The 14,260-nt window shown below is 62.9% G+C and carries 13 protein-coding genes; 12 read left to right on the top strand and 1 reads right to left on the bottom strand.

Going from position 1 to position 14,260, the window contains the following annotated elements:
* Positions 1 to 18 precede the first annotated feature (18 nt).
* Complete coding sequence (gene yfbR / locus V2P20_RS12075) at positions 19 to 633, bottom strand: 5'-deoxynucleotidase (RefSeq protein ID WP_331818630.1); 615 nt, start codon at positions 631 to 633, stop codon at positions 19 to 21.
* A gap of 134 nt (positions 634 to 767) precedes the next feature.
* Between yfbR and ylqF the strand changes: the two genes are divergently transcribed.
* The 12 genes from ylqF to V2P20_RS12015 all read left to right on the top strand — a co-directional run bounded on the left by ylqF (position 768) and on the right by V2P20_RS12015 (position 14,185).
* Positions 768 to 1,688, top strand: coding sequence for a ribosome biogenesis GTPase YlqF (gene ylqF / locus V2P20_RS12070; protein WP_331818628.1), 921 nt, complete (start codon positions 768 to 770; stop codon positions 1,686 to 1,688).
* Positions 1,689 to 2,149: 461 nt separating this feature from the next.
* On the top strand, positions 2,150 to 3,415 hold the full coding sequence (locus V2P20_RS12065; protein ID WP_331818626.1) for a ferredoxin reductase family protein: 1,266 nt from the start codon (positions 2,150 to 2,152) through the stop codon (positions 3,413 to 3,415).
* Positions 3,412 to 4,416, top strand: coding sequence for a cytochrome c oxidase subunit II (coxB, locus tag V2P20_RS12060; RefSeq protein ID WP_331818624.1), 1,005 nt, complete (start codon positions 3,412 to 3,414; stop codon positions 4,414 to 4,416). The genes V2P20_RS12065 and coxB overlap by 4 nt, the downstream gene beginning before the upstream one ends.
* Positions 4,417 to 6,960: a cytochrome c oxidase subunit I gene (gene ctaD / locus V2P20_RS12055; RefSeq protein WP_331818622.1), complete on the top strand. Its 2,544-nt coding sequence runs from the start codon at positions 4,417 to 4,419 to the stop codon at positions 6,958 to 6,960.
* Positions 6,957 to 7,346 carry a hypothetical protein gene (locus tag V2P20_RS12050; protein WP_194968657.1) on the top strand — a complete coding sequence of 130 codons (390 nt, stop codon included), beginning with the start codon at positions 6,957 to 6,959 and terminating at the stop codon, positions 7,344 to 7,346. Before ctaD ends, V2P20_RS12050 begins: the two co-directional genes overlap by 4 nt.
* Entirely contained in the window at positions 7,343 to 7,954 is a 612-nt protein-coding gene (locus tag V2P20_RS12045) for a cytochrome c oxidase assembly protein (RefSeq protein ID WP_331818620.1), read from the top strand. The genes V2P20_RS12050 and V2P20_RS12045 overlap by 4 nt, the downstream gene beginning before the upstream one ends.
* The gene (locus V2P20_RS12040) at positions 7,945 to 9,057 is read left to right on the top strand and encodes a c-type cytochrome (protein ID WP_331818618.1); all 1,113 of its coding nucleotides are present in this window, start codon (positions 7,945 to 7,947) and stop codon (positions 9,055 to 9,057) included. The genes V2P20_RS12045 and V2P20_RS12040 overlap by 10 nt, the downstream gene beginning before the upstream one ends.
* 19 nt (positions 9,058 to 9,076) lie before the next feature.
* Positions 9,077 to 11,122, top strand: a complete 2,046-nt coding sequence (ftsH, locus tag V2P20_RS12035) for an ATP-dependent zinc metalloprotease FtsH (RefSeq protein ID WP_331818616.1) — start codon at positions 9,077 to 9,079, stop codon at positions 11,120 to 11,122.
* A complete protein-coding gene (locus V2P20_RS12030; RefSeq protein WP_331818614.1) occupies positions 11,119 to 11,523 on the top strand; it encodes an aldehyde dehydrogenase family protein in 405 nt (134 codons plus the stop codon). The genes ftsH and V2P20_RS12030 overlap by 4 nt, the downstream gene beginning before the upstream one ends.
* Positions 11,524 to 11,645: 122 nt before the next feature.
* Positions 11,646 to 12,017 carry a cytochrome c gene (locus V2P20_RS12025; protein ID WP_331818612.1) on the top strand — a complete coding sequence of 124 codons (372 nt, stop codon included), beginning with the start codon at positions 11,646 to 11,648 and terminating at the stop codon, positions 12,015 to 12,017.
* 10 nt (positions 12,018 to 12,027) lie between these two features.
* A complete protein-coding gene (locus V2P20_RS12020) occupies positions 12,028 to 12,615 on the top strand; it encodes a hypothetical protein (protein ID WP_331818610.1) in 588 nt (195 codons plus the stop codon).
* Positions 12,616 to 12,628: 13 nt separating this feature from the next.
* Complete coding sequence (locus tag V2P20_RS12015) at positions 12,629 to 14,185, top strand: FAD-binding oxidoreductase (RefSeq protein ID WP_331818608.1); 1,557 nt, start codon at positions 12,629 to 12,631, stop codon at positions 14,183 to 14,185.
* Positions 14,186 to 14,260: the final 75 nt, after the last annotated feature.

Below are 14,260 nucleotides of genomic sequence, written 5' to 3'. Positions count from 1 at the left end.
GTCCTTGATGTTGCCGGCTCAATAGGTTTTCATGAGACCGTCCAGCGTCAGGCCGCAACTGGGCACGAACGCCTGCATGAAAAATATGACTTCGGGCTGATCGGATTCTGCGATGGTTTTGGCCAGCTGCGCTGCGGCCATCTCGAATTCGGCATTGCCGGCCTTCAGCTCGGCCTGGCATTTGAGATAGGCCGAGATTTTGTCGGCGGCCTTGATGATGCGCACATGCTCCTCCGGCATGCGGTCATGATGAATCAGCGCCTGAAAGTCGGCCTGCAATTCTGCAGGCAACAGGTTCAGCAGTTCCTTCTCGGCCTGTTTTTCAATCTGCTTGTAGGCCGCGCTGATTTCCTCGGAATGGTATTTGATCGGCGTCGGCAGATCGCCCGTGATCACTTCGGTGATATCGTGATACAAGGCCGCGGCCGCTACGGCGTTGGCATCGACATTGCCGCCGTAATAGCGGTTTTTGATCAAGGCCAGCGTATGCGCGATGACGGAGACTTCCCAGCTGTGCTCCATGACGTTCTCGTCATGCGCGTTGCGCTTGAGCCCCCAGCGCTTGATCCAGCGCAGCCTTGACAGGTAGGCGTAAAAACTGCTCGTTATCGTTGTTTCTTTCTTCGTTTTCATACGGATAGCCATAGCAATCGGTTTTTGCCGCAAATGATACTGAATATGAGCCTTTTTTGCTGCATTGTCATCGCGGCGGTGCGATTCGATAGTTGTTATAATGCCGCCCAGCCCTCAACTATTTGAAAAACATCATGCTTATTCAGTGGTATCCCGGCCATATGCACAAGGCCAGCAAAGAGATCAAGCACATCCTGCCGCAGGTTGACCTGATCATTGAAATTCTGGATGCGCGCATTCCGTTCAGCAGCGAGAACCCGATGCTGAAAACACTGCGAGGCGACAAGCCCTGCATCAAAGTGCTCAGCAAAAGCGACTTGGCCGACCCGGATATGACGCAGGCGTGGCAGGCCTATCTGGAGCAGGAAAAAGGCGTCAAGACTCTGGCGTTGACCATCGAACAGCCCGAGAAAATGCGCCAGATCGCCGACCTGTGTCACAAGATGCTGCCCGGCAAGGACAGCAGCGGCCGGCTGATACAGGCCCTGATCGTAGGCATACCGAATGTCGGCAAGTCCACGCTGATCAACATACTGGCCGGCCGAACCATCGCCAAGACCGGCAACGAACCGGCCATCACCAAAACCCAGCAACGCATCGACATCGGCAACGGCATCGTCCTGTGGGATACGCCCGGCGTGCTCTGGCCCAATGTCGAAAACCGGAACAGCGGCTACCGGCTGGCGACCACGGGCGCAATCAAGGATACGGCCATCAACCACGAGCATATCGCCTTCTTTGCGGCCGACTACCTGTTAAGGCATTATCCCGATTTGCTGAAGGCCCGTTTTCAGATCGAGCAACTGCCGGACGGCGAACAGGAACTTATGGAGACTATCGGCAGAAATCGCGGCTGCCTGCGTGCGGGCGGACGCGTAGACATGGATAAGGTCGCCAAGCTGCTATTGTCCGAACTGCGCGCCGGCACGATCGGCCGCATCAGCCTGGAAACGCCGGCCATGATGGAACAGGAACTGGCCGAACTGGCTGTCATCCGCGAACAGAAAGCGGCAAAGAAACTGGCCAGGAAGCAGAAGTGGAAGGATTCGAAGTAAGCTGTTCCTTGATGATTTATAAATGAACCGCGAAGGACACGAACGCCTCCAAGTGGTAGGAGCGTTCGTGTCCTTCGCGGTTTTATATCGTATCAGTTATCCGCGGAGCGTTGTTGTGAGCGGCGTTACGGCCGGCGTCAACCCCTGCCGTGTCGTCCGGGCGTTCTAGCCCGCGTGGGCATGGGTGACTTTAAAAGCGCCGGTGCCCGGTGCGACAAATGCATAACAGCCGTTAATAAAATTCCGACAAGCCGGACGCCAGGCGAATAACCCGCAGGGCCATGAACCGCATGGCCTTTCAGTCCGGATGTTAGACCGCCAATAAATCGATTTTTGATGACCATTTTATGGTTATTAAAGGTTTGGATATGGTAGATATACGGAAAACTTTATAATCTTGTTAGGCGTTGCAAGTGGTCGGCAGCACTCCTGGCGCGGGACGGACGATAAAGGAGCACCCTATGCACATCAAGACCTGGCACGCAGTCCTTTTTCTGGCCTTAATGAGCTGCGCCCTGGTGATCGTGGAACTTCCCCAGGCCACCTGGCTGACTTCGGCCGCGTTCAGCCTGGCCTTCGGGGGGGCGGCGGTGGCGTTGATGGGCGCCGCGGCCCTGTTGGGCGGCCGCTGGAAAAGCGTCGAATCGCTGTTCGGCGGACTCGACCGCGTTTATCTGACGCACAAATGGCTGGGCATCTGGGCGCTAGCTTTTGCGTCGTTTCATTTCGTGTTCAAGGCCAATCTGGAAGCCTGGCAAACCGCCTCGATCATTTCGCTGCCCCCCTACTACACCCGCCTGGTGCGGCAGCTGAGCTTCATCGCTCTGATGCTGATCGTCATGCTGGCATTGAACCGGAAGATTCCTTACAGCGTCTGGCGCTGGTGGCACAAGCTGTCCGGGCCGCTGTTCCTGATCGTCATCCTGCACTGGCTAAGCTTCAAATCACCCATCGCCATCGACAGTCCCGCCGGCATATGGCTGGCCGCACTATCGGCGCTGGGCGTTGCCGCCGCCGGCTACAAGCTGCTGCTCTATCCGTTTCTGGCTAACCACGCCGAGTACCGCATCATCGAGGCGAACGCCGGCGCCAACGCGCTGCACCTGGAGCTTGCGCCGGTGAAGCGGTCTCTTTCGTTCGAGCCGGGGCAGTTCGGCTTCATTCGGATGAAGGAAGACGGCCTGCGCGAGCCGCACCCCTTTACGATCGCAAGCCGCAGCGAGCCGGACGGTCATGTGCATTTCGTGATCCGCGCCCTCGGCGACTATACCCACAGGCTGGTAAAGGAAGCGCGCGCGGGCATGTTTGCGGACATCTACGCGCCGTACGGGCGTTTCAAGCGTCCGCCGGCCGCGAAACGGGAAGTCTGGATCGGGGGCGGCGTCGGCATCTCGCCGTTCATTGCCTGGCTGACGGATCAATCGGCGAAAAATTTAGACAAGGTCACCCTGTTCTATTTCTTCACGCCGGGGCGCGAGTTTCCCAGCGCCGAGGTGCTGGACGATCTGGCCCGGCAGTACGGCGCGGAATTCATACCCGTATCGACCGGTCCGTCGAGCCCGGAATTCGTCAAACGGTTTGGCGAAATCGCCCAGAATGCCGATCCCGCGGCGGTGGATATCAGCTTTTGCGGCCCCAAAGGCCTTTTGAAGCGCATCCAGGCGCTGATGCGCGAAAACAAAGTACCGGACGCGAACCTCCGGTATGAATACTTTGAATTCCGATGACAGACCGCAACCCAGACCAACCCGGCGTATTCAAGGCTATCAGCCGCAGCCTGGCGTATGGCGCTGCCGCGGCGCTGTCCGGCGGCTGCACGGGAGTCCAGTCCGCTTTTTCGGCTTTCGGCATCGAGGCGGAATCGACACGCGCCCTCACCTGGGGCATGACCGCCGCCGCTACCGTGATCACGATCGGCGTGTTGTGGCTCGCGTGGCATGCCGCGCGCGCACCGGCCGGCCGGCTCGACCATCAGGGCGGGATGCGCGTGATCCTCTGGCTGGGCGCTATCGGTCCGACTGTGCTCCTTACGGCGCTGCTGGTGTCTTCGCTGACGAAAATGCGGACTCTGCCCACGGGCGCCGATGATCTCAAAATCGCCGTCGACGGCGAACAGTTCTGGTGGCGCGTGCGCTATCTGCCGGCCGGCGGCCGGCCCGTGGAAACGGCCAACGAAATCCGCGTGCCCGTGGGACGCACCGTAGCTTTCGTCCTGACAAGTCCGGACGTCATCCACAGTTTCTGGATACCGGGCCTGGCCGGCAAGGTGGACATGATTCCGGGCCGCACCAACGATCTGGTCGTACGCGCCACCCAGGCAGGCGTCTATCGCGGCGCCTGCGCGGAATTTTGCGGGCTGAGCCATGCCCGCATGGCGTTCGACGTGGTGGCGATGGAGCCTGCCGATTTCGACCGCTGGCTGGCCGGCGCGGCGCGCCCGGCGGCCGGTATTGACAGTCCGGGCCGGCACTTGTTCGAGGAGTACGGCTGCAGCGGCTGCCATACCATCCGCGGCCATGCCGAAGACAGCACGATTGGGCCCGATCTCACTCACGTCGGATCACGCCGCTCGCTGGGCGCCGGCACGCTGCCGATGACCCGCGAGGCTCTCAGCCGCTTCATCCGCGACCCGGCCTCGGTGAAACCCGGCGCCCTGATGCCCAGCTTCAAGGACATGCCCGGCAAGGACGCGGACGCGATTTCCAGTTATCTTGCGGAGCTTCGTTAAATGCCTGTCGCAGCGAACACTCAACCCGACCAGAACGACCCGGCCGTCCGCGCCGCGCAGGAAGAGCGGCTGCGCGCCGTATGGAGCCCGCCCAAGGGTTTGTTCCTGCGCTGGACCGATACCAACAATAATGCAGTCGGCATCTGGTACACCCTCACCGCCTTCGGAATGATGCTGTTCGCGGGCGTGCTGGCGCTGATCATGCGCGCCCAGCTCGCCGTGCCCGAAAACGATCTGGTTTCCGCGTCGACGTTCAATCAGCTGTTCACGCTGCACGGCTCGATGATGATGTTCCTGTTCGCGGTGCCGATGTTCGAGGCGGTCTCGGTGCTGATCCTGCCGCAGTTGCTGGGCGCGCGCGACCTGCCCTTTCCGCGCCTGTCCGCTTTCGGCTACTGGAGCTTCCTGATCGGCGGCGTATTCGTGGCCGGTTCGATTTTCTTCGACGCCGCGCCGGACGGCGGCTGGTTCATGTACCCGCCGCTGTCTACCGAGCCTTCGACCGCGGGCATCGGCGCAGATATCTGGATGCTGGGCCTGTCCTTCATCGAGGTGTCGTCGATCGCCGCCGCGGTCGAGCTGATCGTGGGTGTGCTGAAATGCCGGCCGCCGGGCATGCGGCTGAACCTGATGCCGCTCTATGCCTGGTACATTCTCGTGGTAGCGGTGATGATCCTGTTCGCCTTCCCGCCGCTGATCGCCGGCGACATCCTGTTCGAAATGGAGCGCCTGCTCGACTGGCCTTTCTTCGATGCGAAGCGCGGCGGCGATCCGTTGCTCTGGCAGCATTTGTTCTGGATTTTCGGCCATCCGGAGGTCTATATCATCTTCCTGCCCTCGATCGCGATCTTCGCGATGGTGGTCCCGACCTTCGCGCAGCGCCATCTGCTCGGCTATCCCTGGATCGTGCTGGCGGCGGTCGGCACCGGTTTCCTGAGCTTCGGCCTGTGGGTGCACCACATGTTCGCCACCGGCATGCCGAGCATCAGCCTCGGCTTCTTCTCGGCCGCGTCGGAGGCCGTGGCGATTCCGACCGCCGTACAGATTTTCGTGTTCATCGCCACTATATGGGCGGGGCGCGTCGTCTGGTCGACGCCGATGCTCTACGGAGCGGGCTCGCTGGCGATCTTCGTGATCGGCGGGCTGACCGGCGTGATGGTGGCGGCGGCGCCCTTCGACTGGCAGGCGCACGACACCTATTTCATCGTCGCCCACCTCCACTACGTCCTGGTCGGCGGCTCAGTGCTGCCGCTGTTCGCCGGCCTGTATTATTACTGGCCGCTGGTAACCGCCAAAAAATTGTCCGACCGGCTCGGCCGTAGCGCCTTCTGGATGATGTTCGTCGGCTTCAATCTCGGCTTCTTTCCGATGCACATTTCCGGGCTGATGGGCATGCCGCGCCGGGTCTACACTTATTCAGAGGCACTCGGCGTCGGTACGCTCAACCTCCTGTCCACGCTCGGCGCCTTTCTGTTCGCGGCGGGCGTCGCCGTGGTGGTGATTGATCTTTGCCTCTCGCCCCGGCGGCCGCGCGTCCCGCGCAACCCCTGGAACGCCGGCACGCTCGAATGGCTGGAGTTTTCGCAGCAGGAAAACTGGGGCGTGCGCTCGGTGCCGCTGATCGAGAGCCGCTATCCGCTCTGGGACCAGCCCGATTTCCTCAGGCAGGTCGACGAGGGCCGCTACTTCCTGCCCGATGCCGAGGAAGGCTACCGCGAGCTGATGATCACCTCGGTCCTCGATGGGCGCCCGCTCCAGGTCGCGCGGATCGGCGGGCCCACGCCCATTCCCATGCTGGCCGCGATCGCGCTCGGCGGCGTCTTCATCCTGACCACTTACCACCTCTATTGGCCGGCGCTGGCGAGCGGACTGGCCGCCCTGGCCGTGATCCTGTGGTGGCATTGGACGGGGACCAGCCTCATCCCCGAAAAGCCCGAGAAGCACGCCGGCCTCGGCGTCGTGCTGCCGCTCTATGCGTCCGGCCCCGCTTCATCGGGCTGGTGGGCCATGTTCATTACCATGGTCGGCGATGCGACGGCCTTCGCCGGCCTGATTTTCGGCTATTTCTTCTTCTGGACGGTGCATGCCGATTTCCCGCCCGAACCGCTGCCCGGCCAGGCCGGGCCCGGGACGTATTGGCCGATGGTTGCGCTTGCCCTGATTCTGGCCGGGTGGCTGCTGACCATCGCCGCGCGCGAAACCAATGCGCGCGGCCGGATCGGGCTTGCCCGCGCCGCACTGGCCGTAGCGGCCGCGGCGACCGGCGCCGGCGGACTGGCGGGGCTGGCCGGGCCATGGCGCGCCGGACTCGATCCCGCGCTGCATGTCTATCCGGCGATCGTCTGGGTGCTGGTCATCTGGATCGCAGTCCATGCGGCGCTTGGCGTCGTCATGCAACTTTTCACGCTGGCCCGCAGTCTCGTGGGGCGTATGACCCCGGTTTATGACGGCGATGTGCGCAATATCACCGTCTACGGGCATTTCCTGGCGTTGAGCGCGCTCATCACGTTTCTGGTGATCGGTTTTTTCCCGAGGTTGGCATGATTCGCAAACTCCACAAACTCGCGCAACGATTGAAATCGTCTTTATGGATGCTGGTCGTACCGCCCACGGTCTGGGCGCTGCATTTTCTGTTCTCCTACGTTTACGCCGCCGTTCGCTGCGCCAAAAGCGGGTCGGCCGAGGTCATCGTCGACATCCGCACCGGCATCGCCGCCGCGACCGTTGTGGCGTTGCTGCTGGTCGTGGCTTTTGGCTATATCGCCTGGGCCCAGTCGCGAATTCAGGGCGATCTGCCGCCGTATCAGGACAGCACCGACGAGGACCGGTTGCGTTTCCTCGCCGTATCGACGCTGCTGCTGGCGGGCTTAAGCTTTGTCGCCATCCTGTTCACGGCCCTGTCGGCTTTCGTCTTTGAGGATTGCAGATGAGGCGCCCGGCTTTCGCCGCCGGCGTTGCCGTGCTTGCGGCGGCCTGGGCCACCGCCGCGTCGGGCCATGGCATGACCGCGCACATGGCGGCGCACATGGCGGCCGTGGCGGTCGCGGCCCCGCTCATGGCTTTAGGGCTCGCCGGTACGCGGGCCGATCCGGCTTCGCGCTGGCCGCGGGTTGTCGCGCCTTTGCCGATGTCGCTGATCGAACTGCTTGTTGTCTGGGGCTGGCATTGGCCGGCCGCGCGCGCCTTTTCCGCGGGCAGCGCGACCGGCCTGGCGCTGGAACAGACGATGTTTCTGGCCGCCGGTCTGCTGCTGTGGAGCGCCTGCCTGGAAACGCGCGCCGCCGGCATTGTCGCGCTGTTGCTGACCACGATGCACATGACGCTGCTGGGGACGCTCATAACCCTGGCCCCCCGCACGCTGTTCGGCACGGCCGGCTTTACCGGCTTCGGCATCACGCTGTCCCCGGCCGCCGATCAGCAGCTAGGCGGCGTCATCATGCTGCTGGTAGGCGCCGGCAGCTATCTGTTCGGCGGGCTGGCGCTGCTTTTCGGCCTGCTGCGGAGCAATCGGCCGGCGGGGGCGCGGCAATGGTCCTGAAGATCACCTGGAAGCGGGCGCTTGCCGCGGCGGCGGCGCTGTTCATGCTCGCCCTGGCGATCGCCTGGTCGGGCATCCTCAACATCGGCGCCTCGACCGGCCATTGGGCGATCACCGACTGGTTTCTCCACTGGTCGATGCGCAACACGGTCCGCACCTATGCCGCGCTGACAGTGGACGAGCCCGCGGCCGATGCCGGCGGCCTGACCTCCGCCGCCGGCCACTACGCCGCCAATTGCGCCTTCTGTCACGGTGCGCCCGGCGAACAGCCGGCCCGGGTCATGAAAGGCGCGACACCGGCAGCGCCCGATTTGGCCGCGACCACTCATTCCTGGACCGACCGGCAGCTTTTCTGGATCGTGAAGCATGGCGTGAAATTTACCGCCATGCCCGCCTGGCCCGCGCTGGATCGGGATGACGAGATCCGCCGCATGACCGCCTTTCTGTGGCGGCTGCCGGGCATGACGCCGGCCGAATATCGCGCGCTCGCCTATGGACCCGACGGGCGTGTCGCCGGCGGCAAGCCGATACGGTTGGAAGATGCGTTGCCCGACTGCGACCGCTGCCATGCCGACGACGGACGCGGCCAGCCCGACATTCCGATATTAGCCGGACAACAACCGGCCTACCTGTCGGCGGCGCTCCGCGCCTACGCGGCGGGCAGGCGATCCAGCGGCGTGATGGGGGCGGCCGCCGCCCGACTGGACCCCGATCTCATGCAGGCGCTGGCGAAGCATTACGCCGGGCTTCCTGGAGGGCTGGCCAAAGCCAAGACTGCCGCTGCCGCCGACCTGACGGAGGATGACCGGCTGGCCGAACGCATCTTCGCAAACGGTTTGAGGGAGGCCAATCTGCCGCCCTGCTCCAGATGCCACGCACCGGGCAAACGCCCGGACTATCCGACGCTGACCGGCCAGAAGCCGGAGTATCTCGCCGCCCGGCTCCGCCGATGGCGCGGAGACGGGACCATCGTCGATGCGCGCAAGCCGAATTTGCTCATGCCGGTGATCGCGCGCCGCATTCCCGAACGCATGATCGAACCCCTGGCTCGTTTTTTCGCGCGGCAGAGCGCCGTGCCCAATTCCGCAGCAACAGAACGATGAACACGTCATGGGAGTTATTATGAATTGGCAGACACAACCACCACGCAACAGCGACGCGGCACCCGACGACCAAAACCGGCCTGAAGACGGCCAGCCGAAGAAACCGAAGGGCATCGGACAAATGAACATTCCGCCGCGCAAGACCTGGATGACATTCCTGATCATCCTGCTCATCAACTACCTGCTGATGAGGATTATCTTTCCGGAAGCCGGCGAATCCGTCACCATCCCTTATACTACCTTCAAGGAAGAGGTCGCGAGGGGCAACGTCAAGGCGATTTACAGCCACGGGACGAGCATCGAAGGCCGCTTTGTCGCGCCGATTACCTGGCCGCCGGAAGGCGAAGACGAGACGGCCTCCGGCTCACGGCGCCCGCGACAACCCGAGCCCGGAACGGCGGACACCTTCACGACCGAACTGCCCGCGTTCGTGGACCCCGGCCTGGAGGCGTTCCTGATCGACCGCAAGGTCGAGATCAGCGCGGTGCCGATCCGGGAGGGCGGCTTCTGGGCCACGCTCCTGTTCGGCTTCGGCCCGGCGCTGCTGATCATCCTGTTTTATGTATGGCTCTACCGTCGAGCCTCGCAGCAGGGTGGCATGGGCGGCATGGGCGGGCTCATGGGCATCGGCAAGAGCAAGGCCCGCCTTTACGACCAGACGGCGGGCACCAAAGTCACCTTTGACGATGTGGCCGGCATCGACGAAGCCGAGAACGAGCTGGTCGAGATCGTGGATTTCCTGAAGTCCCCGGATAAATACACGCGTCTGGGCGGGAGTGCACCGAAAGGCGTACTGCTGGTCGGCGCGCCGGGAACCGGCAAGACCCTGCTGGCGAAGGCCGTCGCCGGGGAAGCCGGCGTGCCGTTCTTCTCGATGAGCGCCGCCGAGTTCGTGGAGATGATCGTCGGCGTGGGCGCGGCGCGCGTACGGGATCTGTTCAAACAGGCGCACGAACATGCGCCGGCGATCATCTTCATCGACGAGATCGACGCCATAGGCCGCGCGCGGGGACAGGTGGCGATCGGCGGCGCCAGCGAACACGAGCAGACGCTGCAGCAGATCCTGACCGAGATGGACGGTTTCTCCGGCCGCGAAGGCATCATCGTGCTGGCCGCGACCAACCAGCCCGAGGTGCTGGACCGGGCGCTGCTCCGGCCCGGGCGCTTCGACCGGCGCGTGGTGGTGAACCTGCCGGACAAGGCCGGCCGCGAGGCGATTCTCAAGGTCCACACCCGCCAGGTGCCGCTCGCCGGCGACGTCAGCCTGGGCGAACTTGCCGCGACGACGCCCGGCCTGTCGGGCGCCGACCTGAAAAACCTGGTCAACGAGGCGGCGCTGCTGGCGGCGCGCCGCGAGCGGAACGAGGTTTTTCAGCAGGACTTCCTGGACGCGCTGGAAAAGATCGTGCTCGGCCCCGAGCGCCCGCTGCTCCTGAGCCGCGCGGACAAGGAGCGCATCGCCTATCACGAGAGCGGGCACGCCATCCTCGGCCTGCTCGTGCCCGACGCCGATCCGGTGCACCGGGTCTCGATCGTGCCGCGCGGGCAGGCGCTCGGAGTGACCTATCAGCGGCCCCAGGCGGACCGTTACAACTATCCCGAAGCCTATCTGCGCGCGAAAATTGTCGGCATGCTGGGCGGGCGCGCGGCCGAGGAAATCGTGTACGGCACCCGGACCACCGGCGCCGAAAACGACATCGAGCAGGCCACCCAGCTGGCCCGCAACATGGTCACGCGCTGGGGCATGAGCGACGAGCTCGGGATGGTGCAGCTCGCGCCCCGTGAAAATCCCTACCTGAGCCCCATCGGCGGATACGGCGGCGCCAGGCCCTTCAGCGATGAAACCGCCCGCATCATCGACGCCGAAGTGCAAAAAATCATCGCCGAGAGCCACGCGCAAGCAACAAGTCTCTTGAAGGCGCATCGCCGGGAACTCGACGCGCTGGTCGAGGCGCTGCTCGCGCGTGAGACACTCAATGAGCAGGAAATCCTGGAAGTCACCGGACTGCCTCCCGCGCCCTCCATAGAAAACCGGCCCTTGCCGGTTGCCGATGAAGACAAATGAGCGAGCGCCATCACGCTCGAGGCGGCAACAGTCCGTTCGTGGTGCTGGGCGATGCCGATGTCGACCTGGCGGTTCGCGCCGCTGTGTTCGGACGCTTTCTGCATCAGGGGCAGATGTGCATGAGTATCAACGGCATCATTGTCGACGACAGTCTGCACGATGCCTTTGCCGAGCGCTTCGTGGAACACGTCCGTGGTCTGAAGGCGAGCGACCCGAACGATATCAAAACGGCCATGGGCTCGATCGTGTGCGCCAGGAATGAAGACGACGCGCTGCGGCTCGCGAATGCGACCGATTACGGACCCTCAAGCGCTGCTTATTGCGGCGAACTGGAGCGCGGCGTGCGCTTTGCGCAAGCGGTCGAGGCCGGCATGACCCGTCAACGACACGTCGTTGGGTGACAAGGCTTATGCGGCATTTGGCGGCGAGTGGATTATCGATGCATTCACTTCCACGCACTGGATTTCGGTGCAGCATACGCCGCGTGCCTATCCGTTATGAATGCTGGCGAAGGAGATAACCTATGTCTTTCCTTCAATCTTCCACTATCCATAAGGAGCACGACATGCCCTCATCGATGACCTGTCAAGGCGTGCAGCGGACTTTCAAAGCCTGCGCAGCGCTTTCTCTCGCTTTGCTCTCGGCTTCTGCCTTCTCCAAAGACGGCGGCGCCTGGGAAAGCGGGGAAGATGTCTACGCCAAGGTCTGCGGTTATTGTCATGACGTCGGGGTCGGCCCGGTGATCAAGGGCAGGCACTTGACGCCCGGGTATATCAGCGCCTGGATCCGCCACGGCTGGGGGGCGATGCCGTCCTTTTCGGTCGCTTTTATTGATGATAAAGCTTTGCAGGACGTCGCCAATTATCTGTCCAAGTCCGCAGCGCCGCAGAAATGAGGAGTCTGCCATGAATGTCTCGCGCCGCTTCATTCTCAAAGGTATCGCCCTGGGTGGTCTCGCCGGCATGACCCTGGGGCGCTGGGGCCTGTCCCTGGCCAATAACGCGGCCAGTGCCCAGGCCCAATCGACACGCCCCCTCCTGGTGCTGGTCAGCGGCGAAGCCGAGCAGTCGGCTTTCCTTCGGGGCATCGCCGCGGCATTGCCGGACAAACGCCCGTGGGTGCAACGCACGGATCTCGGCATGGGCTTCGTGCAGGATTTCACCCGTCTGCTGCGCTCCGGTCGGCCGATCCGGATCATCGGCCTGGTCGATGACGCCAGCGCCGCGCTGATCATCGAGCTGGCGCGCGCCTCGGACGCCCGTTTGCCGTGGCTGGGGTATCATTCGGCCAGTCCTGGACAATCCCGTCATCGCCTGCTCGGCGACCAGGCATCTTCAGAACTGGCGGCCCGGCTCGACTCGCGGCAGTGGACCGCGATCCTCGGTCTCGCCCTTGCCTCGCGGGGTTCCGCGCCAACGGGTCTGGCACCGCCGGCCGATGCCGCACAATCACCTTTGCCCGGGCATTTCGTTTCTTTCGCGATCGAGACTTGAAGGAGTCCACTCCATGACCGAACTAAACCAGGCCATACTCCCGCGTGGAGTTGTGCAGCAAGAGTTTCAAAAAGCCATCGAGAAGTTCCGCAAACTGCTCGGTGCCGGGAACGTCCTGGACAAGGACGAGCAGCTCGTGCCCTACATGAAGATCATGATGCCGGTGGATGAATCCAAGCATGCGCCTTCCGCCGCGCTGATCGCCACTAACGTGGAACAGGTGCAGGGCGTCGTGACGATCTGCAACGAGCACAAGATCCCGGTGTGGACCGTGTCCACCGGCCACAACCTGGGTTACGGCTCGTCCGCGCCCCACCACCGGGGGCAAGTGATACTGGACCTGAAGAAGATGAACAAGATCATCGATGTCGATCCGGACCTGTGCACCGCTCTGGTCGAACCGGGCGTGACCTATCAGCAACTGGTCGATTACATCAAGGAAAAAGGCTACAGGCTGTGGGTCGATCCGCCGGCGCCGTCGGCCATCGTCGGCCCGGTCGGCAATACCCTGGACCGCGGCGTGGGCTACACGCCCTACGCCGAGCACTTCCTGTTCCAGTGCGGCATGGAAGTGGTGCTGGCCAATGGCAAAGTGCTGCGCACGGCCATGGGCGGCGTCAAGGGCTCCAATACCTGGCAGGTGTTCAAATGGGGCTACGGCCCGTATCTGGACGGCGTCTTCACGCAGTCCAATTTCGGCATCGTGACCAAGATGGGCCTCTGGCTGATGCCGCAGCCGGATGTCTTCAAGCCGTTCGCGGTCAAGTACCGGAAGGACGAGGACATAGCGGACCTGGTGGAGCTGTTCCGCCCGTTGAGCATCAACGGCATCATCCCCAACGGCGTGGTTTTCGTCGGCACGCTCTACGAGGCCAGCGCTACTGTGCGCCGCTCCGACTACACCACGGACAAGGGCGCGACCTCGAAGGAAATCATCCAGCGCATCCGCGACGAGCGCAAGATCGGGGCCTGGACCGTCTATGGCGCGCTGTACGGCACGCAGGCGCATGTCGACATCAACTGGAAGATCGTCACCGAACTGGTTCAGAAATCCGGCAAGGGCGAGATCGTCACCGAGGAGCAGGCCGGCAGCGACCCTGCGTTCAAGTACCGGGCCGACCTCATGCGCGGCGACATGACCCTGACCGAATTCGGTCTGTACAACTGGCGTGGCGGCGGCGGTTCCATGTGGTTTGCGCCGGTGAGCCAGGCCAGGGGTTCGGAGACGCTCAAGCAGGTTGAACTGGCGACCCAAATCCTCAATAAACACGGCCTGGATTATGTCGGAGAATTCATCGTCACTCAGCGTGCCATGCACCATATCATCGATGTGCTGTTCAACCGCAACGACGAGGAGGAGATGAAGCGCGCCCATGACTGCTTCGCCGAATTGCTGGACGAGTTCGAAAAAAATGGCTACGGCGTCTATCGGGTAAACACCGCGTTCATGAACCGCGTCGCCGACAGCTATGGTCCTGTGCAGCGCGAGATCAACAAGACCCTCAAGCGGGCGCTCGATCCGAACAATATCCTGGCGCCGGGCAAATCGGGTATCGACCTGGATACATAAGCGCGAACCATGATGATGATTCTGTCGTATTAACCGAAAAAATGTGGATTTCTGGTTTTTTGGCGGTTGCCAGTT

The organism is Methylobacter sp. Wu1 (genome assembly GCF_036553575.1).
GTDB lineage: Bacteria > Pseudomonadota > Gammaproteobacteria > Methylococcales > Methylomonadaceae > Methylobacter.
Note: the sequence above shows the minus strand (reverse complement) of the source record. Positions and strands in the feature narration are given on the sequence as shown.

Coding starts and splice junctions, on each gene's coding strand:
- V2P20_RS12050 (WP_194968657.1), top strand. CDS start 6,957: ATGATTCGCAAACTCCACAAACTCGCGCAACGATTGAAATCGTCTTTA.
- V2P20_RS12065 (WP_331818626.1), top strand. CDS start 2,150: ATGCACATCAAGACCTGGCACGCAGTCCTTTTTCTGGCCTTAATGAGC.
- V2P20_RS12015 (WP_331818608.1), top strand. CDS start 12,629: ATGACCGAACTAAACCAGGCCATACTCCCGCGTGGAGTTGTGCAGCAA.
- V2P20_RS12030 (WP_331818614.1), top strand. CDS start 11,119: ATGAGCGAGCGCCATCACGCTCGAGGCGGCAACAGTCCGTTCGTGGTG.
- ylqF (WP_331818628.1), top strand. CDS start 768: ATGCTTATTCAGTGGTATCCCGGCCATATGCACAAGGCCAGCAAAGAG.
- coxB (WP_331818624.1), top strand. CDS start 3,412: ATGACAGACCGCAACCCAGACCAACCCGGCGTATTCAAGGCTATCAGC.
- V2P20_RS12045 (WP_331818620.1), top strand. CDS start 7,343: ATGAGGCGCCCGGCTTTCGCCGCCGGCGTTGCCGTGCTTGCGGCGGCC.
- ctaD (WP_331818622.1), top strand. CDS start 4,417: ATGCCTGTCGCAGCGAACACTCAACCCGACCAGAACGACCCGGCCGTC.
- V2P20_RS12025 (WP_331818612.1), top strand. CDS start 11,646: ATGTCTTTCCTTCAATCTTCCACTATCCATAAGGAGCACGACATGCCC.
- yfbR (WP_331818630.1), bottom strand. CDS start 633: ATGAAAACGAAGAAAGAAACAACGATAACGAGCAGTTTTTACGCCTAC.
- V2P20_RS12020 (WP_331818610.1), top strand. CDS start 12,028: ATGAATGTCTCGCGCCGCTTCATTCTCAAAGGTATCGCCCTGGGTGGT.
- V2P20_RS12040 (WP_331818618.1), top strand. CDS start 7,945: ATGGTCCTGAAGATCACCTGGAAGCGGGCGCTTGCCGCGGCGGCGGCG.
- ftsH (WP_331818616.1), top strand. CDS start 9,077: ATGAATTGGCAGACACAACCACCACGCAACAGCGACGCGGCACCCGAC.